This window comes from Pseudomonas sp. Au-Pse12 (genome assembly GCF_021341665.1).
Lineage (GTDB): Bacteria > Pseudomonadota > Gammaproteobacteria > Pseudomonadales > Pseudomonadaceae > Aquipseudomonas.
The window spans coordinates 311,861-330,992 of sequence record NZ_JAJTTH010000001.1 but is presented as its reverse complement, the minus strand read 5'-3'; the positions used below and the strand labels follow the sequence as shown (position 1 = coordinate 330,992).

The following is a 19,132-nucleotide window of genomic DNA, read 5'->3' as shown; positions in this document are numbered from 1 at the left end:
CAGGGTTCAGGGTTCAGGGGCGCTTCGGCGCCTCGGCACTCCAGAGCACCGGCCAGTTGTCGTAGCCCAGGCCACTGCAATTGGGCATGCGCCGGTAGTCGGTGAGCTGGAAGGCCTGGCCGTCGAAGTGCCAACTGGCCATTTCCCCGCAGTCGCCGATCCCGCGGCCCATGAGGAAGCTGCTGAGCGTCCCGGTTTCGGGGTCATAGTTGATGCCGCCGGCATGGTCGACGCTGCCGTCCGGCAATGCCTGCATCTGCAGGGGCTGTAGCGCATAGGGCGCGGTGCGCGAGCGGCTGCTGATGTCGAACAGGCAGATATAGGCGCCGCAGTCGGAGAACTCGAACACCAGCGCCTGCTGCGCCGTCAGCGGATAGAGCTCGATGCGCGCAGGCATGACGTAGTCGTCGTCCTCTTCCGACTTAGGCGCTGGCAGTGTTTTCTGCACCGCCGCCCGCAGCCCGCTGCGCTCCCGGGCACTGAGCGGCGTCACCCCGGGATAGGGGCGCAACGCCGGGGCCGCCTGGACCCTGGGCACCGCGCTGGCCGGTTGTTCGCCGGGCGTGGCCAGGGCGCTGAGCGTGCCCTGGCGGTGCTGCACCTGATCGACCTGTTGCAGCAATTCGGCCAGCCCGGTCAGAAGCACCCGGGCCGGTTGCGCCCCCGGCAGCTCCAGCACCTGCCCGCTGCGCAACCGCGCCAGCCATTGCCGGGCCAGGGCCTGATCGTCAACCCGGTAATACTGCTGCTGCCGGGTGCTGTCGGGGGCTTCCACTTCCTGCACCAGCGCCGCCAGCAAGGCGGGCTCCAGCGGCCGGCCGTCCAGGCGCAGCGCGTTGGGCTCGATAGGCGCGCCCTGGTGCTCCAGTTGCAGCTGCAGCCGGCCTTCGGGACCGGCCTGGCTGCGGATGATCAGGGTCAGGTGGTTGACCGGCTCGGCAAACCCGATGTTCGGCGTGTAGAGCAGCTGGCAGTCGCGGCGGTTGTCGCAGGCGCTGATCCAGCCCTGCTGCTGCACCCACAGCGGGGTCAGTTCCGGCAGCTCCTGGGCCAGGCAGGGAGCGGCGCCAAGCACCAGCAAAGACAGCACAGCGGGACGCAGCATGACGACGCTCCTGGTCAGACAAAGGCGCGGATTCTGCCACGCTCGGCCAGGTTCGAATACCGCCATCGCCAGCGCCCCGGGCGAGGCATCGCAGCCGCGCCGAACGGCCCGACCCGGCGCCAGCGCTCAAGGGCCTGGCGCGTCGGCCCCTGGCGGGTTCGTCTGGCCCTGGCGCGCGCGGTATTCCCCCGGCGCGGTCTTGGCGTAACGCTGGAAGAAGCGGCTGAAATACGCCGGGTCCTTGAAGCCCAGCTGGTAGCAGATCTCGTTGATCGAGCTGCCGGTGAACAGCAGCAGGCGCTTGGACTCCTGCATCAGCCGCTCATACACCAGGCGCTTGGACGGCAGGTCGGCGATGCGCCGGCAGACGTCATTGAGCCGCGCCTCGGTCACCCCCAGGCTGCTGGCGTAGCGGCCCAGGGGCCAGTGTTCCAGGTAGCGGGCCTCGATCAGCTCGTTGAAGCGGTGAAAGATCTGCAGGTCTTCATGGCGCGCCGGACGCGCCGTCAGGGAATTCGCCGAAAGCCTGAGCAGGCTGATCATCAGCAGCCGGGTCAGGGCTTCCAGGGCCGGCTCGCGCCCCGCGTCCTGCCCGGCGACTTCCTGCTGCAACTCATGGAACAGGCACTCCAGGCGCCGCACCTCGCCGGCGAACGGCGGCCCCAGCCGCGCCAGGGCCACGCAGGCCGGTGGCACCAGCGGCGCCGGGGCCAGGGCCGGGTCGGCGCCGATCAGTTCCCAGACCAGCTGCTGGCGCACGGTGAGCACGTGGCCCTCGCTGTCGGCCTCGGTGACGAAGGCATGGGGAATGGTCGGCGGGGTGAGAAAGAACATCGGCCCCGACTCCAGGTACTGCTGGTCATCGAGGTAGACCCGCACCGCGCCGCTTTGCACGTAATGCACCTGGAAAAAACGGTCGTGGCGGTGCACCGGCATGTTGCGGCCGAAGAAGCCGGCCAGGTTGCTGAGCTTGTCGTAATGCACCTGGGCATCGGCGTAACGCTGGTCGTAGACCTGGCCGATGTTGATGTTGGGGATCGGTTGGCGTGGGTTCATGGCGCCCTTCTGTTTTTATTTTCATCCACGCGGACCCTGCGCATCCTGCGTGATTCGCGGCTTGCCCGCCACTTCGGGTTGGAACCTGCAAGGTCGTCGCTTGACGATCGTTAACATATTAAATATAACGTTAACACATTAACGAAATCGACCCACCAGCGGCAAGCCGCCACGGGAACGAACACCAGGAGAGCCCGATGAGCCGTGCACTGAACGATCACGCCGGCGGCACCCTGTTCGGCGTTGCGCTGAACTATCAGGGGTTGCTGCAGAGCCATCTGCAGAGCTTCACCCAGCCGCCCTACCAGAAGCCGCCGGTGAAGCCGGTGCTGTTCATCAAGACCCCCAATACCCGCAACAGCCATGAAGCGCCGGTGGTCTTTCCCCAGGGCGTGGAACGCCTGCAGCCGGGCCCGGCGCTGGGCGTGGTGATCGGCAAGCGCGCCAGCCGGGTGCGCCTGGAACAGGCCATGGACCATGTGGCCGGCTACACCATTGTCAACGAGTTCAGCCTGCCGGAAGACAGCTACTACCGCCCGGCGGTCAAGGCCAAGTGCCGCGACGGCTTCTGCGCCCTGGGCCCGCAGCTGGTGCCGGCCGCCGAGGTGGCCAACCCCCACGCGCTGAGCCTGGAACTGTTCGTCAACGGCCAGCGGGTGCAGCACAACAGCACCGCCAACCTGGTGCGCAGCATTCCCCAGCTGATCGCCGAGATCAGCGAGTTCATGACCCTGCACCCCGGCGACGTGCTGATCACCGGCACCCCCGAAGGCCGGGTCGACGTGCGCCCCGGCGACCGGGTCGACGTGCAGATCAGCGGCCTGGGCCGCCTCGCCAACACCATCGTGGCCGAATAAGGAACCGACATGAAACAGGCACGCATTCGTTATCAGGGGCAGGTCCACCAAGCCCTCGTCACCGGCCCCAACACCCTGCAACTGGAGGACGGCCGGGTCCTGGCCGAAGACCAGGTGCAGTGGCTGCCGCCGGCCACCGGGACCCTGTTCGCCCTGGGCCTGAACTACGCCGACCACGCCGCCGAGCTGGCCTTCAAGCCGCCCACCGAGCCCCTGGTGTTCATCAAGTCGCCGGGCACCTACACCGGCCACAAGCAGGTGACCTGGCGCCCGGACAACGTCGCCTACATGCACTACGAGTGCGAGCTGGTGGCGGTGATCGGCAAGACCGCGCGCAACGTCAAGCGCGAGGACGCCCTCAACTACCTGGCCGGCTACACCCTGTGCAACGACTACGCGATCCGCGATTACCTGGAGAACTACTACCGGCCCAACCTGCGGGTGAAAAACCGCGACGCCACCACCCCGGTGGGCCCGTGGATCATCGACGCGGCCGAGGTGCCCGAGCCCAACAAGCTGACCCTGCGCACCTGGGTCAACGGCGAGCTGCGCCAGCAAGGCAGCACCGCCGACATGATCTTCGACATCCCCTACCTGATCGAATACCTGTCCGGCTTCATGACCCTGCAACCGGGCGACATGATCGCCACCGGCACCCCCGAAGGCCTGTCCGACGTGGTGCCCGGCGATGAAGTGGTGGTGGAGATCGAAGGCGTCGGCCGGCTGGTCAACCGCATCGTCAGCGAAAGCGAATTCTTCGCCCATCACGCCCAACCAGAACCCACCACCGCGGCCAAGGAGCACGCATAAATGATCAAGCACTGGATCAACGGTCGCGAAGTCGAAAGCCGTGAAGTGTTCACCAACTACAACCCCGCCACCGGTGAAGCCATTGGCGAGGTGGCCAGCGGCGGCGCCGGGGAAATCGCCCAGGCGGTGGCGGCGGCCAAGGACGCCTTCCCGAAATGGGCCAATACCCCGGCCAAGGAACGCGCCCGGCTGATGCGCCGCCTGGGCGCGCTGATCGAGGAAAACGTGCCGCACCTGGCGGAGTTGGAAACCCTGGACACCGGCCTGCCGATCCACCAGACCCGCAACGTGCTGATTCCCCGGGCCTCGCACAACTTCGACTTCTTCGCCGAGGTCTGCACCCGCATGGATGGCCACAGCTACCCGGTGGACGACCAGATGCTCAACTACACCCTGTACCAGCCGGTGGGCGTCTGCGCCCTGGTGTCGCCGTGGAACGTGCCGTTCATGACCGCCACCTGGAAGACCGCGCCGTGCCTGGCCCTGGGCAACACCGCAGTGCTGAAGATGAGCGAACTGTCGCCGCTGACCGCCAACGAACTGGGCCGCCTGGCGGTGGAAGCCGGAATTCCCGCCGGGGTGCTGAACATCGTCCAGGGCTACGGCGCCACCGCCGGCGATGCCCTGGTGCGCCACCCGGACGTGCGGGCGATTTCCTTCACCGGCGGCACCGCCACCGGCAAGAAGATCATGCAGACCGCCGGCCTGAAGAAGTACTCCATGGAACTGGGCGGCAAGTCGCCGGTGCTGATCTTCGAGGACGCCGACCTGGAGCGGGCCCTGGACGCCGCGCTGTTCACCATCTTTTCCCTGAACGGCGAGCGCTGCACCGCCGGCAGCCGGATCTTCATCCAGGAAAGCGTCTACCCGCAGTTCGTCAAGGCGTTCGCCGCCCGGGCCAAGCGCCTGATCGTCGGTGACCCGCAGGACCCCAAGACCCAGGTCGGCTCGATGATCACCCAGGCCCACTACGACAAGGTCACCGGCTACATCCGCATCGGCATCGAGGAAGGCGCGACCCTGCTGGCCGGCGGCCTGGAACGCCCGGCCAACCTGCCGGCGCACCTGGCCCGTGGGCAGTTCATTCAGCCCACGGTGTTCGCCGACGTCGACAACCAGATGCGCATCGCCCAGGAAGAGATCTTCGGCCCGGTGGTGTGCCTGATCCCGTTCAAGGACGAGGCCCAGGCCCTGCAGCTGGCCAACGACACCGAGTACGGCCTGGCCTCTTACATCTGGACCCAGGACATCGGCAAGGCCCATCGCCTGGCCCGGGGCATCGAGGCCGGCATGGTGTTCATCAACAGCCAGAACGTGCGTGACCTGCGCCAGCCGTTCGGGGGCATCAAGGGCTCGGGCACCGGCCGTGAAGGCGGCGAGTACAGCTTCGAGGTGTTTGCCGAGATCAAGAACGTCTGCCTCTCCATGGGCAGTCACCCCATTCCGCGCTGGGGCGTGTAAGGTTCAGAACCGTCCCGGATCACGCCAACAATAAGATGTTTCAGGAGAAGCACCATGGGCGAAGTCGTCATGGCCGCCAAGGTCTGCCACGTTCCATCGATGTACCTGTCCGAACTGCCGGGCAAGCACCACGGCTGCCGTGAGGCGGCGATTGCCGGGCACAAGGAAATCGCCCGCCGCGCCCGGGCGCTGGGGGCCGACACCGCGGTGGTGTTCGACGTGCACTGGCTGGTCAACAGCGGCTACCACATCAATTGCGGCGAGGTGTTCAACGGCACCTACACCAGCAACGAGCTGCCGCACTTCATCAAGAACATGACCTACGACTACCAGGGCTGCCCGGAACTGGGGGAACTGATCGCCGCCGAGGCCAACGCCGCCGACGTGCGTACCCTGGCCCACAACATCCCCAGCCTGGAGCTGGAATACGGCACCCTGGTGCCCATGCGCTACATGCACATGGACGTGCCCGCCGCCGAGCACTTCAAGGTGGTGTCGATCGCGGCCTGGTGTGCCTGGCACAAACTGGAAGACAGCTTCACCTTCGGCGCCGCGGTGCGCCGGGCGATCGAAAAGAGCGACCGCAAGGTCCTGGTGCTGGCGTCCGGTTCGCTGTCCCACCGTTTCTCCAACGACCGCGAAGCCGAGGCCAACATCCACAACTGGACCCGGGAATTCGACAAGCAGGTCGACCAGCGCGTGGTGGAACTGTGGCAGCAGGGCCGCTTTCGCGAGTTCTGCGCCATGCTCCCGGACTACGCCAGCAGCTGCCACGGCGAGGGCGGCATGCACGATACGGCAATGCTCCTGGGGTTGTTGGGCGGGCCTGAACACAACCGCCCGGCCGAGATCGTCACGCCGCTGTTCGGCAGCTCCGGCACCGGCCAGATCAACGCCATTTTCTAGCAGCAGCGGCAAGCTTCCAGCTTCAAGCTGCAAGACCACATCGACAGCAGCGGCAAGTCGCCAATCTACAGCCGCAAGAGAACCCTCTTGCAGCTTGTAGCTTGCCGCTTGCTGCTGCCTCCGAAGGAGGCCTCCGTGCCACATTTCATCGCTGAGTACACCGACAACATCGAACAGGCCGCCGACCTGCCGGGGCTGTTCACCAAGGTTCATGACTACCTGGGCGCCACGGGCGTGTTCCCCCTGGGCGGCATTCGCAGCCGCGGAGTGCGCCTGGACACCTGGCGCATGGCCGATGGCAAGCACGACTACGCCTTCGTCCACATGCGCCTGCAAGTGGGGGCCGGGCGCGACCTGGCGACCCGACGCGAGGTCGCCGAAGGCCTGTTCGAAATCATCAAGGCGCACTTCGCCGCGCTGCAGGCCCAGCGCCTGCTGGCGCTGTCGTTCGAGATGAGCGAGCTGGAGGCCGAGCTGAACTTCAAGCACAACAACGTGCACGAGTTCCTGCGCCGACAGAGCTGAGCCACGTGCCGGCCCTGTCGTCGGCAAGCCGGCTCCAGCAGGCCGGCGCCCCACACAAGAACAATAACGAGACCCTTGCCATGCCCCACGCCACCATCGCCGAGACCTCGCGCGCCGAGGTCGACGACTGCTATCGCAAGATCACCTGGCGGCTGATGCCGCTGTTGTTCGTCTGTTACATCTTCGCCCACCTGGACCGCATCAATATCGGTTTCGCCAAGCTGCAGATGACTCAGGACCTGGGCTTCAGCGACAGCGTCTACGGCCTCGGCGCCGGTCTGTTCTTCGTCGCCTATGCGCTGTTCGGCGTACCCAGCAACCTGGCCCTGGACCGGGTTGGCCCACGGCGCTGGATCGCCTTCCTGATGCTGGTCTGGGGCCTGCTGTCCAGCGCCCTGATGCTGGTGGACAGCGCCTGGGGGTTCTACGTCCTGCGCTTTCTGCTGGGGGTTGCCGAAGCAGGCTTCTTCCCCGGCATCCTGGTGCTGCTCAACCGCTGGTTCCCCGCCCGCCGCCGGGGTCAGGTGACCGCGCTGTTCGCCATCGCGGTGCCCATGGCCGGGGTCATCGGTGGCCCCTTGTCGGGCTGGATCCTGGAAAGCTTCCACGACTTTGGCGGCCTGCGCGGCTGGCAGTGGATGTTCCTGATCGAAGGCCTGCCGGTGGTCCTGCTGGGGCTGGTGGTGCTCAAGGCCCTGCCGGAAAGCATCGAGCAGGTGGACTGGCTGACCCCGGCGCAGAAAACCTGGCTGCGCCAGGCCCTGCAACAGGAAGAACAGCACAAGTCCATCACCCGCTTCAGCGGCATCCTCAAGGATCGCCACGTCTGGCTGCTGGTGTGCGTGTACTTCGCGGTGATGCTGGCGGTGAACACCATCGCCTTCTGGATGCCGACCCTGATCCATCACGCCGGCATCGCCCGGGACAGCAATGTCGGCATGCTCAGTGCCCTGCCCTATCTGGCCGGCTGCCTGTTCATGCTCGGCATCGGCCGCTCTTCGGACCGCCTGCGCGAACGCCGCTGGCATTTGGCGATACCGCTGCTGATGTCCAGCCTCGGCCTGATCCTCACCGGGCTGGCCCCGGGCAACCCGTGGCTGGTGATGTTCGGCCTGCTGGTGGCCGGCATGGGCGCCAGCGCCGCGTTGCCGATGTTCTGGCAACTGCCGCCAGCGTTTCTGGCCAGCAACGCCCAGGCGGCGGGCATTGCCCTGATCAGCTCCTTCGGCAGCGTTGCCGCCTTCCTGGCCCCTTATCTGATCGGCGTGGTGCGTGACGCCACGCAAAGCGCCAGCCTGGCCCTCTATGCCCTGGCCCTGCTGATCGCCCTGGGCGCCTGGCTGGTGCTCCAGGTGCCGGCCCATATCGTCAACCCTCGGGAGAAATAACCATGCTCAGCCCCTCGGATATCCAGGAAGCCGCGGCGCGCCTGAATGCCGCCGAACGCAGCCGCGAACAGATCGGCCAGTTGTCCCTGCAATACCCCGACATCAGCATCGAGGATGCCTACGCCATCCAGCGCAGTTGGGTGCAACAGAAGATCCGCGACGGGCGCAAGCTGGTGGGCCACAAGATCGGCCTGACATCGCGGGCGATGCAGGTGTCGTCGAACATCACCGAGCCGGATTTCGGCGCCCTGCTGGACGACATGCTGTTCGATGAAGGCACGGACATTCCGTTCCAGCGCTTTATCGTTCCGCGGGTCGAGGTGGAACTGGCGTTCATCCTCGGCAAGCCCTTGAAAGGCCCCCACTGCACCCTGTTCGATGTGCTGGACGCCACCGACTGGGTGATCCCGGCCCTAGAGATCATCGACGCCCGCATCCAGCAGGTGGACCCGCAGACCCAGGCCACGCGCAAGGTCTTCGACACCATTTCCGACAACGCCGCCAACGCCGGGGTGGTGATGGGCGGCCGCGCCGTGCGCCCCGGGGATGTGGACCTGCGCAAGGTGCCGGCGGTGCTCTACCGCAATGGCGTGATCGAGGAATCCGGGGTATCCGCGGCGGTGCTCAACCACCCGGCCAAGGGCGTGGCCTGGCTGGCCAACAAGCTCGCGGCCTACGACGTCGGCCTGGAAGCCGGGCAGATCATTCTCGGCGGCTCCTTTACCCGCCCGGTGGCGGCCCGCCCCGGGGATGTCTTCCACGTCGACTACGATCAGTTGGGCAGCATTGCCTGCCGCTTTGTCTGAGGAGAACGCCATGGACATGCCACTGAACCTGTTCAAGCAACGCCTGCACCAGAGCGAGCCGCAGATCGGCCTGTGGCTGGGGCTGGCGGACGGCTACTGCGCCGAGCTGGCGGCCAACGCCGGTTTCGACTGGCTGCTGCTGGACGGCGAACACGCCCCCAACGACCTGCGCAGCCTGCTGGCGCAGTTGCAGGCCATCGCCCCCTACGCAGCCCAGGGCATCATCCGCCCGCCGATCGGCGACACCGCACTGATCAAGCAACTGCTGGACATTGGCGCCCAGACCCTGCTGATCCCCATGGTCGAAAGCGCCGAGCAGGCGCGCCAGCTGGTGCGAGCCATGCACTATCCGCCACTCGGGGTGCGTGGCGTGGGCAGCGCCCTGGCCCGGGCATCGCGCTGGAACAGCATCGCCGACTACCTGGACCGCGCCGATGAACAAATGTGCCTGCTGGTGCAGATCGAGAACCTCGAAGGCCTGCGCAACCTGGATGAAATCCTCGCGGTGGACGGCGTTGACGGCGTATTCATCGGCCCGGCGGACCTGTCCGCGGCCATGGGCCAGCGCGGCAACCCCGGGCACCCGGATGTCGCCGCGGCCATCGAGGACGCCATCGTGCGCATACGCCGCGCAGGCAAGGCGGCGGGGATTCTCAGCGCCGATCAGCGCCTGGCCCGGCGCAGCATCGAACTGGGGGCGAACTTCGTGGCCGTGGGGGTGGATACCACGGTGTTGATGAAGGGCCTGCAAAGCCTGGTCGGCCAGTACAAGACCCTGGACACCCCCACCCGCGACGGCGGGGTCTACTGACGGGCGATGGCTGGCGGCCCGGCGGGCACTGCAATGCTCGAAGGGCTCTTCGCTGGCCAACCAGCTCACAGGTAACACCCCACTCCCGCTTCAGGCCGGCCGCAAGGCCGCCGTCAGATTTTGATTTTGATCTTCCTGCCCCCTTAGACACGATGGCCGAACGCAGGCATTGAGCCGTGGGTAACCCGGCAGGACGCCGGGTTAGCCGCCATCCGGCCAGGGACGGCCGGTGGCGGCGGCCCACGGATCAATGCCGGAGAGAGGGCATGCCGAGCCTAGGCGAGGCGCCGAGTGGAGGGGCAGAAGCGTTTTGCTTACTTTTGCGCTTTTCAAAAGTGAGTCGCTGTAAAAGCGAAACCGCCAGCCGCCATTACCGCAGCAACGGATATGTACCCCACCCCACTCACTAACGGGCACTGCTACCCAGACACCAAACCCGGGCAATATCAACCACACGTTCACGCAACAAACGCGGCGCTTCACGGCAAGCCTGCTCCAGACTCATGGGACCACTGGCCAGAGCAAAGGCCGCATCCACCCCGTGCGAGTAGAGCTGCTGATAACCCTCACCCAGCGTGCCAGCAATCACAATCACCGGAACGCCCTGCTCCCGAGCAATCCGCGCCACGCCAAACGGCGTCTTGCCCCGCAGGGTCTGGGCGTCGAAACGCCCTTCACCCGTAATCACCAGATCAGCCCCGCGCATGGCCCGTTCCAGGCCCACCAGTTCCGCCACGACTTCCACGCCCGGGCGAAACTGCGCGGCGAGAAAGGCCTTGGCGGCAAACCCCAGGCCACCCGCCGCACCGCTGCCAGGTTCGTCACGCACATCCTTGGGCAGCACCTCGGCGCACAGGTTGGCAAAGTGCCCCAGGGCCTGGTCCAGCTGCTGCACCTGCTGCGCCGAAGCCCCTTTCTGCGGACCGAAGATCGCTGAAGCGCCCTGTTCGCCGCACAGCGGGTTGTTGACGTCGGCGGCGATTTCAAAACGCACCTGGGCCAGACGCGGGTCCATGCTGCCCAGTTCGATGGCGGCCAGGTCAGCCAGGGCCAGGCCGCCACGGGGCAGTATCCGGCCCTGGCGGTCCAGCAACTTCACGCCCAGGGCTTGCAGGGCACCCGCGCCGCCGTCGTTGGTGGCACTGCCGCCAATCGCCAGGATGATGCGCCGGGCCCCGGCATCCAGCGCGGCCTGGATCAGCTCCCCGGTGCCGAAGGTGCTGCTGTTGCAGGCATCGCGCTGCTCCAGCGCCAGCAATTGCAGGCCGCTGGCCTCGGCCATTTCGATGATCGCCGTGTGACTCTGGGGCAGCCAGCCCCAGCGGGCTTCGACCGCCGCCCCCAGCGGCCCCTGGACCCGATGGCGGCGCAGTTGCCCGTCACAGGCGGCGAGAATCGACTCCACGGTGCCCTCGCCACCATCAGCCATCGGGCACTGGCACAGCTCGGCATCGGGCCAGACCTCGGCCAGCCCCTGGGCAATGGCCTGGGCCACGCCTGCGGCACTCAGGCTGTCCTTGAACGAGTCGGGGGCGATGATGATTTTCATGGGGGCGTTCTCCGGTTCTTGTGCCGCCATGCTGCCATCTGGCGCAGGCGCTGACCCCGGGCCGCTGCACAAGTCCGGGGGGGCTTTATTGTTCATTGCTACAAGGGCGGCAGATTGGCCGGACGACGCTGTTGATTGCAAGGGCGTGAAGGGGTCGGCGGGAGACCCTCAAGCAAGGTCCTGCGGACCTTCGCCGGCTCAGCCGCGGCGACAACGAGGGGTCAGGACGATTCGGCGCTGCGGGGCAGCAATTGCACCCCCAGGTACAGGGCCAGCATGCCGTCCAGGCGCAAGGGGTCGACGCCGCTGAGTTCGGCGATGCGCTCCATGCGGTAGCGCAGGCTGTTGCGGTGGATGCCCAGGGCATCGGCGCAGGCCTGGCTCTGGCCATCGTGCTCGCACCAGCTGCGCAGGGTCGCCAGCAGCTGACCGTTGCTGTCCTTGGCCAGGACCTTGCGCAACGGCGCCAGCAGTTCGTCCAGGGCGTCGTCGTTGCGGTGGCGCCAGAGCATCACTGGCAGGCGGTAGCGGTTGAGGGTCAGCAGCCGCGAGTCCGGCAAGAGGTCGCGGCCGTAGGCCAGCAGGTCGCCGACCCGGCGATAGCAACGGCGCAAGCCCGCCAGGCCATCGGCCTGCCCGCCGACGGCCACCCGCTGGATGTTCCAGCCCAGGCCGTCGAGCTTTTCCAGCAGGCGCGGGTTGTCCAGGCCGAGGTTCGCCGGGCGGCACCAGAGCAGGGAGGTCTTCGACGAACTGACGCACCAGCTGTCCGGGTAACGGCTCATCAACCAGGCGCTGAGGCTCTCGACACCCTGCCCCGCGGCCGCCTCCAGCCCCAGTTCGAACAGGTAAGGCGTGCGTGCCAGTTGCGGTTTGAGGCCCATCTGCCGGGCTTCATCCTCCAGCCGCGGCGAGTCGCCGCTGTCGCTCAACAGCAGGGCCAGCAAGTCGTCGCAGCGCTGGCGCCGCCATTGCTGCTCGGCCTGCTGGTGGCGCTGGCCCACCAGCATCTCGGCGGTCATGCGCACCAGTTCGGCGTAAGTGCGCAACAGCGCCGGATCACCGGTGATGCCCAGTACCCCGATCAGCCGCCGGTCGTGCAGCAACGGCAGGTTGATCCCCGGCTGCACGCCCTTGAGCTGGCGCGCGGTGGGTTCGTCGATCTCCACCACCCGGCCGTTGGCCAGCACCAGTTGCGCGCCTTCATGCCGGGTGTTGATGCGCTCCGGCTCGCCACTGCCGAGGATCAGGCCCTGGCTGTCCATGACGTTGACGTTGTAGGGCAGGATCGCCATCGTGCGGTCGACGATATCCTGCGCCAGGTCGTGATCCAGTTCGAACATGGGGGATGATCCTTGACGACTGCAGCAGCTGGGACGGGCCGCACGTGGCGCGGCAGTGACGTTATTAATTAACGTCGTTCAGTAACGCGTTGAGTAACGCGCTCAATAACATTGTTCAGTGGCACAGGGCCCGGGGCCAATCGCTGTGCGCCGGCACAAAGACAGGCCCACCCCGCTGGCCGAGACTCTCAGGGCGGTCAACGTTACCCTTGCACCGCGAAAAATCATAATAAAGAGAGACACACCATGTCACAGAGCGCCGCTGCCGCACTGGCCCAGACTGACGACAAGAACGCCGTCTACAAGCGCATCACCCTGCGCCTGATCCCCTTCATCTTCGTCTGCTACCTGTTCAACTACCTGGACCGGGTCAACGTTGGCTTCGCCAAGTTGCAGATGCTCGATGCCCTTAAATTCAGCGAAACGGTCTACGGCCTGGGTGCCGGGATCTTCTTCATCGGCTACGTGCTGTGCGGCGTGCCGAGCAACCTGGCGCTGAACCGGTTCGGCCCGCGGCGCTGGATCGCGCTGATGATGATCACCTGGGGCACCCTCTCCACCTGCCTGCTGTTCGTCAGCACGCCGACCCAGTTCTATACCCTGCGCCTGTTCACCGGGGCCGCCGAAGCCGGCTTCTTCCCCGGCGTGGTGCTGTACCTCTCGCAGTGGTTCCCGACCTTCCGCCGGGGCCGGATCATGGCCCTGTTCATGTCGGCGATCCCGGTCTCCGGCTTGCTCGGCAGCCCGTTCTCCGGCTGGATCCTCAACCATTTCGCCGCCGGCCAGGGCGGCCTCGCCGGCTGGCAGTGGATGTTCCTGCTGCAAGGCATTCCCACGGTGATTCTCGGTGCCCTGGCATTCTTCCTGCTCAGCGACAGCTTCGCCCACGCCCAGTGGCTGACCCCCACTGAACGCGCAGTGCTGGAGGCCGACCAGGCAACGGACCTCGCCAACCAGCCCAGGACCGCCAGCGACTCCCTGGCCGCGGTGTTCAAGAACCCGGCGATCTGGGCGTTCGGCCTGATCTACTTCTGCATCCAGAGCGGGGTCTACGCGATCAACTTCTGGCTGCCGTCGATCATCAAGAACCTGGGCTTTGCCGACAACCTAGTGATCGGCTGGCTGAGCGCCATTCCCTACCTGCTGGCGGCGGTGTTCATGCTGCTGGTGGGTCGCTCGGCGGACCTGCGCAAGGAGCGCCGCTGGCACCTTGTGGTGCCGATGCTGATGGGCGCGGTGGGCCTGCTGATCGCGGTGAATTTCGCCGCCAACCCGGCCCTGGCGATCTTCGGCCTGACCCTCGCCACCATGGGCGCCCTCACCGGCCTGCCGATGTTCTGGCCGGTGCCCACTGCGCTGCTCAGCGCCGGCGCGGCGGCCGGGGGCCTGGCGCTGATCAACTCCATGGGCCAGATGGCCGGCTTCCTCAGCCCCTACATCGTCGGCTGGGTCAAGGACAGCACCGGCTCCACCGATGCCGCGCTGTACCTCTTGGCGGCGGTGATTGTCGGCGGCAGCCTGCTGGCGCTGCGCATGACCCGCCCCCTGAAACGCTAAGCCGCGGCAACGCCAAAAGCCCGTTCGAGCCTAGGCTGGAACGGGCTTTTTTCAGCGCTGGCGTCAGTCCGGCGCACCCGCGTGCCGGGTGTAGTCGTGGCTGATGGCCAACTCCCCCGCCGCCGGGGCATCCAGCTCCAGCAGCAGGCCGCCGGGCAGGCGGACGAAGATTTGCCAGAGGCCGTCTTCCGGCACCTGCGCCACCTGATGCTCCAGGCCACTGGCTTGCACCCGCCGCAACACCGCGTCGGCCGCCTCCTCGGTGCTGAAGGCGATGTGGCTCAGTTGCGGCTCGGGGTTATCGGCCTGTTCGATGACGTGGACCAGCGCCTGCCGGTCCTGGTACAGCCAGCGCCCGGGAAAGGGAAACGGTGGCCGCCGCCCCGGTTGCAACCCCAGCAGATCGGCGAACGCCTGTTGCAACGCCTGGCCCTGGTCGCAGTTGAACGCCAGGTGATCGAAGCGCCAGTTCACAGCAGGCCACCGCCATCGACGTCGATCAGGCTGCCGCTGATAAAGCCGTTTTCCATGGCCAGGATAAAGGCCGCCGCCACCTCGTCCGGCTGCCCGACACGGCCCACCGGCAGGTTCGCGGCGGTGCGGGCGAACATTGCCTGCCGCGCCTCCTCGGGCATCCCGGCATAGGCTTCGGTGGCGGTGACCCCAGGGCTGATGACGTTGACCCGGCGCGGTGCCAGCTCCTTGGCCAGGTGCTTGCCCAAGGCTTCCAGCGCGGCGTTGAGGGTGGTCTTGAGCACCTGCCCGGGGACCATCTTGCGCGACAGCAGGCCCGAGGTGAGGCTGATACTGCCCTGGGGCGCGAGCGTCGGCAGCGCCGCCTGCACCGCGCGCCACACGCCCCAGAACTTCACCTCGAAGGCGCGCTGGGCGTCCATCAGGTCGGTGTCGACCAGGGGCTTGGCGGCGATGGCCGGGCCGGCGCTGATCACCAGGTGGTCGAAGCTGCCCACGGCAGCGAACAGGGCCTGGAGGCTGGCGGCATCGGTGATGTCCACGGCCATGCTGCGCGCCGGTTCCGCCAGTTGCGCCTGCTGGCGCTGCAGGGCGTCGAGGTTGCGCCCGGCCAGCACCACCCGCGCACCACGAGCGGCGGCCTGACGCGCCACGGCGGCGCCAATGCCGCTGCCGGCACCGATCACCACCACGGTTTGCCGGGACAAGCTTAAATTGGAAAGAGTCATTGCGATCACCTGCTGCGATTGAAAGTGATTGCATCTTCCCAGCTTGCCAATCGAGGAAAAATCCAGCTAAAACGCAAAGATCTTTAAAGGATTTTTATCAATGAGCTCGATCCTCGACCTGGAAATCTTCGTGCGCACCGCCGATGCCGGGAGCATTTCCGCCGCCGCCCGCTCCCTGGGCCTGACCGCTGCCGCCGCGAGCATCGCCCTCAAGCGCCTGGAAACCCGCCTCGACTGCCGCTTGCTGGCGCGTTCCACCCGCAGCATGCGGCTCACCGAGGAAGGCCGGCGCTATCTGGACAGCGTGCGCCTGGCCCTGGCCACCCTGGAGGATGGCGAGCAGGCGCTCAAGCAACAGAGCCAGGGCCTGGCCGGGGTGTTGCAGCTGTCGGCGCCGTCGGATTTCGGGCGCAACGCGCTGCTGCCCTGGCTTGACGACTTCAAGGCCGAGCACCCGCAATTGCGCCTGCAACTGCGGCTCAATGACCGCCACGCCGACCTGTTCCGCGACACCGTGGACGTGGCCTTGCGCTTTGGCGTGCCCGAGGATTCGAGCCTGGTGGCCCTGCCGATCCTTCCCGAGCATCGGCGCGTGGCCTGCGCCAGCCCGGCGTATCTGGCCCGTTGCGGCGCCCCGCAGTCGCCCGAGGAGCTGTCGCGGCACAGCGCCCTGCTCTACCTGCGCAACGACCGGCCTTATGACAGCTGGCGCTTCAGCCGTGGCGACGACACCCGCGAGGTGCCGGTGCGCGGCGACTACCTGTGCGACGACGGCGAAGTGGCCCGACGCTGGGCCCTGGCCGGCCACGGCATTGTCTACAAGGCCCGGCTGGATGTGGCCGAGGACATTCGCGCCGGGCGCCTGGTGCCGCTGCTCGGCGACTGGCAGGGGGAGCTGGCGCCGTTCAACTTGCTGTGCCCCCATCGCTTGCAAGTGTCCGAGCGGGTGCGGCTGCTGCACGGCTTTGTGTTGCAGCGCTGTCGGGCGCTGTGCCCCTGACCAGCACCGGTCCCGGAGCGGCATGAGGTGGCGCCACTCAGGCATTGCAGGAGGCGGGCGTTATGGTATTTGATGGTCGCCTCCGATGGCCGGAAATCCCCTGGCCACCCCTCTAGCACAAGGATTTCGCCCATGAGCTATCGCATCCTCGGCCATTCCGGTCTCAAGGTTTCCAGCCTGACCCTGGGCACCATGATGTTCGGCGAGCAGACCAACACCGAAGACTCGCTGCGCATCATCGACAAGGCGTGGGACCAGGGGATCAACTTCATCGACACCGCCGATGTCTACACCCAGGGCCGCTCCGAGGAGATCGTCGGCGAGGCCATCGCCAGCCATCGCCATGAGTGGGTGCTGGCGTCCAAGGTTGGCTTCGGCCCGGCGGATGGCGTGCCCAACCGCAGCGGCCTGAGCCGCAAGCACATCTTCAACGGCATCGACGCCAGCCTGACCCGCCTGGGCACCGACTACCTGGACATCTACTACCTGCACCGCGAAGACCACAACACGCCGCTGGAGGTGAGCATCTCGGCCATCGGCGATCTGTTGCGCCAGGGCAAGATCCGTTACTGGGGCCTGTCCAACTACCGCGGCTGGCGGATTGCCGAGGCGATTCGCCTCGCCGACCAGCTGGGGGTGGACCGCCCGGTGATCAGCCAGCCGCTGTACAACATCGTCAACCGCCAGGCCGAAGCCGAACAGATCACCGCGGCCAAGGCTTACGGCCTGGGCGTGGTGCCCTACAGCCCGCTGGCGCGGGGCGTGCTCAGCGGCAAGTACGCGCCGGACGTGGCCCCGGACAGCAACAGCCGCGCCGGGCGCCAGGACAAGCGCATCCTGGAGACCGAGTGGCGGGTCGAGTCCCTGCGCATGGCCCAGCAGATCCAGGAGTACGCCCAAGGCCGCGGGGTCGGCATCGTCGAATTCGCCATCGCCTGGGTGCTCAACAACCAGGCGGTGAGCTCGGCGATTGTCGGCCCGCGCACCGAAGCCCAGTGGGACGCCTACACCCGCGCCCTGGACGTGAAGATCAGCGCCGAGGACGAGGCCTTCATCGACGCCCTGGTGAGCCCGGGACACGCTTCGACCCCCGGCTTCAACGACGTGAGCCATTTCGTCTCCGGTCGTTTTCCGCACCTGGGCTGAACCCGGCCGGTGGCGGCGCAAAGGCGCGCGCCACCGGCCCCGGCTGTGGCAGGCTCTGCGCCACTGTCGCCATAAACGAGAAAAAATCCCGCCGCGATGGCGCAATCAGAGCAAAAAAACCGCGATCAACCCTCTATATTCCCCCCTCGCTTCTCCCTCCTTATTTCTATGTGTCCCGAGCGTTCGGGTATTACGAGGACAGTGTGTCTAAAGGTATTGCGTTATCGGTCCTGGCATCGGTGCTGTTTGCCGTCATGTATTTCTACACCTCGCTGCTGGCGCCCCTGACCGGGGTGGAGATCTTTGGCTGGCGGATGCTCCTGACCCTGCCCTGCATGACCCTGTTCATGATCGTCAGTGGCGAATGGCACCGGGTCGGCCAAGTGCTGCGCCAGGTGGCCAGGCAACCGCTGCTGAGCCTGGCGCTGCTGCTGTCGGCGGCCCTGGTGGGGGTGCAGCTCTGGCTGTTCATGTGGGCGCCGCTCAACGGCTACAGCCTGGACGTGTCCCTGGGTTATTTCCTGCTGCCGCTGACCATGGTCCTGACCGGGCGCATCGTCTATGGCGAGCGCCTGTCGCGCTTGCAGAAAGTCGCCACCCTACTGGCCTGCCTCGGGGTGCTCAACGAGCTGTATCAGGTCGGCAGTTTTTCCTGGGCGACCCTGGTGGTGGCCTTGGGCTACCCGGTGTATTTCGTCCTGCGCCGTCGCCTGGGCACCGATCACCTGGGTGGCCTGTGGCTGGACATGGCCCTGCTGATCCCGGCGGCGTTGTGGTTTGTGCAAGGCGGCGAGCAAGGCTTTGCCGTGGTCGACAACCACCCCGGCCTGTACCTGCTGATTCCGCTGCTGGGGGTGATCAGCGCCTCGGCACTGGCGTGCTACGTCATCGCCAGCCGCTTGCTGGCGTTCAGCCTGTTCGGCCTGCTCAGCTATGTCGAGCCGGTGTTGCTGTTGTTTGTCGCACTGCTGCTGGGGGAAAGCATCAAGGCCGGGGAATGGCTGACCTATGTGCCGGTCTGGCTGGCGGTGCTGGTGCTGGTGCTTGAAGGGGTCCGGCACCTGTTGCGCCAGCGCCGCAACTGAGCCGCGCGCCCGCCGGGGCTCAGGGCTTGATCTGTTTCAGCTCGTTGAGCAGGGCCAGCAAGGCTTGCAGCTTGTCTTCGCCGAACTGCTGCTGGATCTTCTGGTAGTTGATTTCCATGTCGCCGCTCATGGATTCGAAACAGGCCTGGCCCTTGTCGGTCAGGGTGATGAACAGGCGGCGCTGGTCCTCCGGGGACTTGCGCCGGCTGACGTACTGGTCGCGCTCCAGGCGGGTCAGCACACCGGTCATGCTCGGCGGCAGGATGCAGGCCATCTTCGCCAGCTGGTGGCTTTCCAGTTCGCCGTTCTGGCGCAGGATGCGGATCACCCGCCATTGCTGCTCGGTCAGGTCGTGCTGGTTCAGCGAAGGACGGAAAAATGCCATGGCGGCCTCACGGGCCTGAAGCAGGGTCAAGGTCAGGGAAGGTCTGGGTGTTTTCATCGAGGCGTCGGTCAGCGGCTGGGAATCGGGGCGAAACATTAACACATTCACAATCGCCAACCGACAGGCAAAATAAAGCCCGG

Annotated in this window: 19 protein-coding genes; 12 read left to right on the top strand and 7 right to left on the bottom strand. The window is 66.5% G+C overall.

Annotation, left to right across the window (positions count from 1 at the left end; genetic code table 11):
- Positions 1–13: 13 nt before the first annotated feature.
- Both LXM55_RS01490 and hpaA read right to left on the bottom strand, forming a co-directional pair.
- A complete protein-coding gene (locus LXM55_RS01490; RefSeq protein ID WP_233317932.1) occupies positions 14–1,105 on the bottom strand; it encodes a DUF1176 domain-containing protein in 1,092 nt (363 codons plus the stop codon).
- Positions 1,106–1,231: 126 nt separating this feature from the next.
- On the bottom strand, positions 1,232–2,161 hold the full coding sequence (hpaA, locus tag LXM55_RS01485) for a 4-hydroxyphenylacetate catabolism regulatory protein HpaA (protein ID WP_233317930.1): 930 nt from the start codon (positions 2,159–2,161) through the stop codon (positions 1,232–1,234).
- A 197-nt stretch (positions 2,162–2,358) separates the two neighbouring features.
- On the opposite strand from hpaA, the gene LXM55_RS01480 reads away from it, so the two are divergent.
- From LXM55_RS01480 to hpaI, 8 genes are all read left to right on the top strand, one after another.
- Positions 2,359–3,018, top strand: a complete 660-nt coding sequence (locus LXM55_RS01480) for a fumarylacetoacetate hydrolase family protein (RefSeq protein WP_233317928.1) — start codon at positions 2,359–2,361, stop codon at positions 3,016–3,018.
- A 9-nt stretch (positions 3,019–3,027) separates the two neighbouring features.
- Positions 3,028–3,828 carry a fumarylacetoacetate hydrolase family protein gene (locus LXM55_RS01475; RefSeq protein WP_233317926.1) on the top strand — a complete coding sequence of 267 codons (801 nt, stop codon included), beginning with the start codon at positions 3,028–3,030 and terminating at the stop codon, positions 3,826–3,828.
- Entirely contained in the window at positions 3,829–5,289 is a 1,461-nt protein-coding gene (gene hpaE, locus LXM55_RS01470) for a 5-carboxymethyl-2-hydroxymuconate semialdehyde dehydrogenase (protein ID WP_233317923.1), read from the top strand. It begins immediately after the preceding gene.
- 54 nt (positions 5,290–5,343) lie between these two features.
- Positions 5,344–6,195 (top strand): 3,4-dihydroxyphenylacetate 2,3-dioxygenase, encoded by an 852-nt coding sequence (hpaD, locus tag LXM55_RS01465; RefSeq protein ID WP_233317921.1) that lies wholly within the window; start codon positions 5,344–5,346, stop codon positions 6,193–6,195.
- Between the two features lie 135 nt (positions 6,196–6,330).
- Complete coding sequence (locus LXM55_RS01460; protein ID WP_233317919.1) at positions 6,331–6,720, top strand: 5-carboxymethyl-2-hydroxymuconate Delta-isomerase; 390 nt, start codon at positions 6,331–6,333, stop codon at positions 6,718–6,720.
- A gap of 80 nt (positions 6,721–6,800) precedes the next feature.
- Complete coding sequence (locus LXM55_RS01455; protein ID WP_233317917.1) at positions 6,801–8,108, top strand: MFS transporter; 1,308 nt, start codon at positions 6,801–6,803, stop codon at positions 8,106–8,108.
- A 2-nt stretch (positions 8,109–8,110) separates the two neighbouring features.
- Positions 8,111–8,914, top strand: coding sequence for a 2-oxo-hept-4-ene-1,7-dioate hydratase (gene hpaH, locus LXM55_RS01450; RefSeq protein WP_233317914.1), 804 nt, complete (start codon positions 8,111–8,113; stop codon positions 8,912–8,914).
- 10 nt (positions 8,915–8,924) lie between these two features.
- Positions 8,925–9,725, top strand: coding sequence for a 4-hydroxy-2-oxoheptanedioate aldolase (hpaI, locus tag LXM55_RS01445; RefSeq protein ID WP_233317912.1), 801 nt, complete (start codon positions 8,925–8,927; stop codon positions 9,723–9,725).
- A 406-nt stretch (positions 9,726–10,131) separates the two neighbouring features.
- Here the strand turns inward: hpaI and LXM55_RS01440 are convergent, their stop codons facing one another.
- Positions 10,132–11,274, bottom strand: coding sequence for a glycerate kinase (locus LXM55_RS01440; RefSeq protein WP_233317910.1), 1,143 nt, complete (start codon positions 11,272–11,274; stop codon positions 10,132–10,134).
- Positions 11,275–11,495: 221 nt separating this feature from the next.
- The gene (locus LXM55_RS01435; protein ID WP_233317908.1) at positions 11,496–12,617 is read right to left on the bottom strand and encodes a sugar diacid recognition domain-containing protein; all 1,122 of its coding nucleotides are present in this window, start codon (positions 12,615–12,617) and stop codon (positions 11,496–11,498) included.
- A gap of 246 nt (positions 12,618–12,863) precedes the next feature.
- On the opposite strand from LXM55_RS01435, the gene LXM55_RS01430 reads away from it, so the two are divergent.
- The gene (locus tag LXM55_RS01430; protein WP_233317906.1) at positions 12,864–14,174 is read left to right on the top strand and encodes an MFS transporter; all 1,311 of its coding nucleotides are present in this window, start codon (positions 12,864–12,866) and stop codon (positions 14,172–14,174) included.
- A gap of 63 nt (positions 14,175–14,237) precedes the next feature.
- On the opposite strand, the gene LXM55_RS01425 is transcribed toward LXM55_RS01430, so the two are convergent.
- Both LXM55_RS01425 and LXM55_RS01420 read right to left on the bottom strand, forming a co-directional pair.
- On the bottom strand, positions 14,238–14,648 hold the full coding sequence (locus tag LXM55_RS01425; RefSeq protein ID WP_233317904.1) for a hypothetical protein: 411 nt from the start codon (positions 14,646–14,648) through the stop codon (positions 14,238–14,240).
- Positions 14,645–15,376 carry an SDR family oxidoreductase gene (locus tag LXM55_RS01420; RefSeq protein WP_233317902.1) on the bottom strand — a complete coding sequence of 244 codons (732 nt, stop codon included), beginning with the start codon at positions 15,374–15,376 and terminating at the stop codon, positions 14,645–14,647. Before LXM55_RS01420 ends, LXM55_RS01425 begins: the two co-directional genes overlap by 4 nt.
- 100 nt (positions 15,377–15,476) lie before the next feature.
- On the opposite strand from LXM55_RS01420, the gene LXM55_RS01415 reads away from it, so the two are divergent.
- From LXM55_RS01415 to rarD, 3 genes are all read left to right on the top strand, one after another.
- Positions 15,477–16,376, top strand: a complete 900-nt coding sequence (locus LXM55_RS01415) for a LysR family transcriptional regulator (protein ID WP_233317900.1) — start codon at positions 15,477–15,479, stop codon at positions 16,374–16,376.
- A gap of 132 nt (positions 16,377–16,508) precedes the next feature.
- Positions 16,509–17,522 (top strand): aldo/keto reductase, encoded by a 1,014-nt coding sequence (locus LXM55_RS01410; RefSeq protein WP_233317898.1) that lies wholly within the window; start codon positions 16,509–16,511, stop codon positions 17,520–17,522.
- A 203-nt stretch (positions 17,523–17,725) separates the two neighbouring features.
- Positions 17,726–18,607: an EamA family transporter RarD gene (gene rarD / locus LXM55_RS01405; RefSeq protein ID WP_233317896.1), complete on the top strand. Its 882-nt coding sequence runs from the start codon at positions 17,726–17,728 to the stop codon at positions 18,605–18,607.
- A gap of 19 nt (positions 18,608–18,626) precedes the next feature.
- On the opposite strand, the gene hpaR is transcribed toward rarD, so the two are convergent.
- Complete coding sequence (gene hpaR, locus LXM55_RS01400) at positions 18,627–19,049, bottom strand: homoprotocatechuate degradation operon regulator HpaR (protein ID WP_233317895.1); 423 nt, start codon at positions 19,047–19,049, stop codon at positions 18,627–18,629.
- Between the last annotated feature and the right edge of the window lie 83 nt (positions 19,050–19,132).

What these genes read in the sequence shown, in the direction of transcription:
- LXM55_RS01490 (WP_233317932.1), bottom strand. Translation starts at nt 1,105, where the DNA reads ATGCTGCGTCCCGCTGTGCTGTCTTTGCTGGTGCTTGGCGCCGCTCCC.
- hpaA (WP_233317930.1), bottom strand. Translation starts at nt 2,161, where the DNA reads ATGAACCCACGCCAACCGATCCCCAACATCAACATCGGCCAGGTCTAC.
- LXM55_RS01480 (WP_233317928.1), top strand. Translation starts at nt 2,359, where the DNA reads ATGAGCCGTGCACTGAACGATCACGCCGGCGGCACCCTGTTCGGCGTT.
- LXM55_RS01475 (WP_233317926.1), top strand. Translation starts at nt 3,028, where the DNA reads ATGAAACAGGCACGCATTCGTTATCAGGGGCAGGTCCACCAAGCCCTC.
- hpaE (WP_233317923.1), top strand. Translation starts at nt 3,829, where the DNA reads ATGATCAAGCACTGGATCAACGGTCGCGAAGTCGAAAGCCGTGAAGTG.
- hpaD (WP_233317921.1), top strand. Translation starts at nt 5,344, where the DNA reads ATGGGCGAAGTCGTCATGGCCGCCAAGGTCTGCCACGTTCCATCGATG.
- LXM55_RS01455 (WP_233317917.1), top strand. Translation starts at nt 6,801, where the DNA reads ATGCCCCACGCCACCATCGCCGAGACCTCGCGCGCCGAGGTCGACGAC.
- hpaH (WP_233317914.1), top strand. Translation starts at nt 8,111, where the DNA reads ATGCTCAGCCCCTCGGATATCCAGGAAGCCGCGGCGCGCCTGAATGCC.
- hpaI (WP_233317912.1), top strand. Translation starts at nt 8,925, where the DNA reads ATGGACATGCCACTGAACCTGTTCAAGCAACGCCTGCACCAGAGCGAG.
- LXM55_RS01440 (WP_233317910.1), bottom strand. Translation starts at nt 11,274, where the DNA reads ATGAAAATCATCATCGCCCCCGACTCGTTCAAGGACAGCCTGAGTGCC.
- LXM55_RS01435 (WP_233317908.1), bottom strand. Translation starts at nt 12,617, where the DNA reads ATGTTCGAACTGGATCACGACCTGGCGCAGGATATCGTCGACCGCACG.
- LXM55_RS01430 (WP_233317906.1), top strand. Translation starts at nt 12,864, where the DNA reads ATGTCACAGAGCGCCGCTGCCGCACTGGCCCAGACTGACGACAAGAAC.
- LXM55_RS01420 (WP_233317902.1), bottom strand. Translation starts at nt 15,376, where the DNA reads ATGACTCTTTCCAATTTAAGCTTGTCCCGGCAAACCGTGGTGGTGATC.
- LXM55_RS01415 (WP_233317900.1), top strand. Translation starts at nt 15,477, where the DNA reads ATGAGCTCGATCCTCGACCTGGAAATCTTCGTGCGCACCGCCGATGCC.
- LXM55_RS01410 (WP_233317898.1), top strand. Translation starts at nt 16,509, where the DNA reads ATGAGCTATCGCATCCTCGGCCATTCCGGTCTCAAGGTTTCCAGCCTG.
- hpaR (WP_233317895.1), bottom strand. Translation starts at nt 19,049, where the DNA reads ATGAAAACACCCAGACCTTCCCTGACCTTGACCCTGCTTCAGGCCCGT.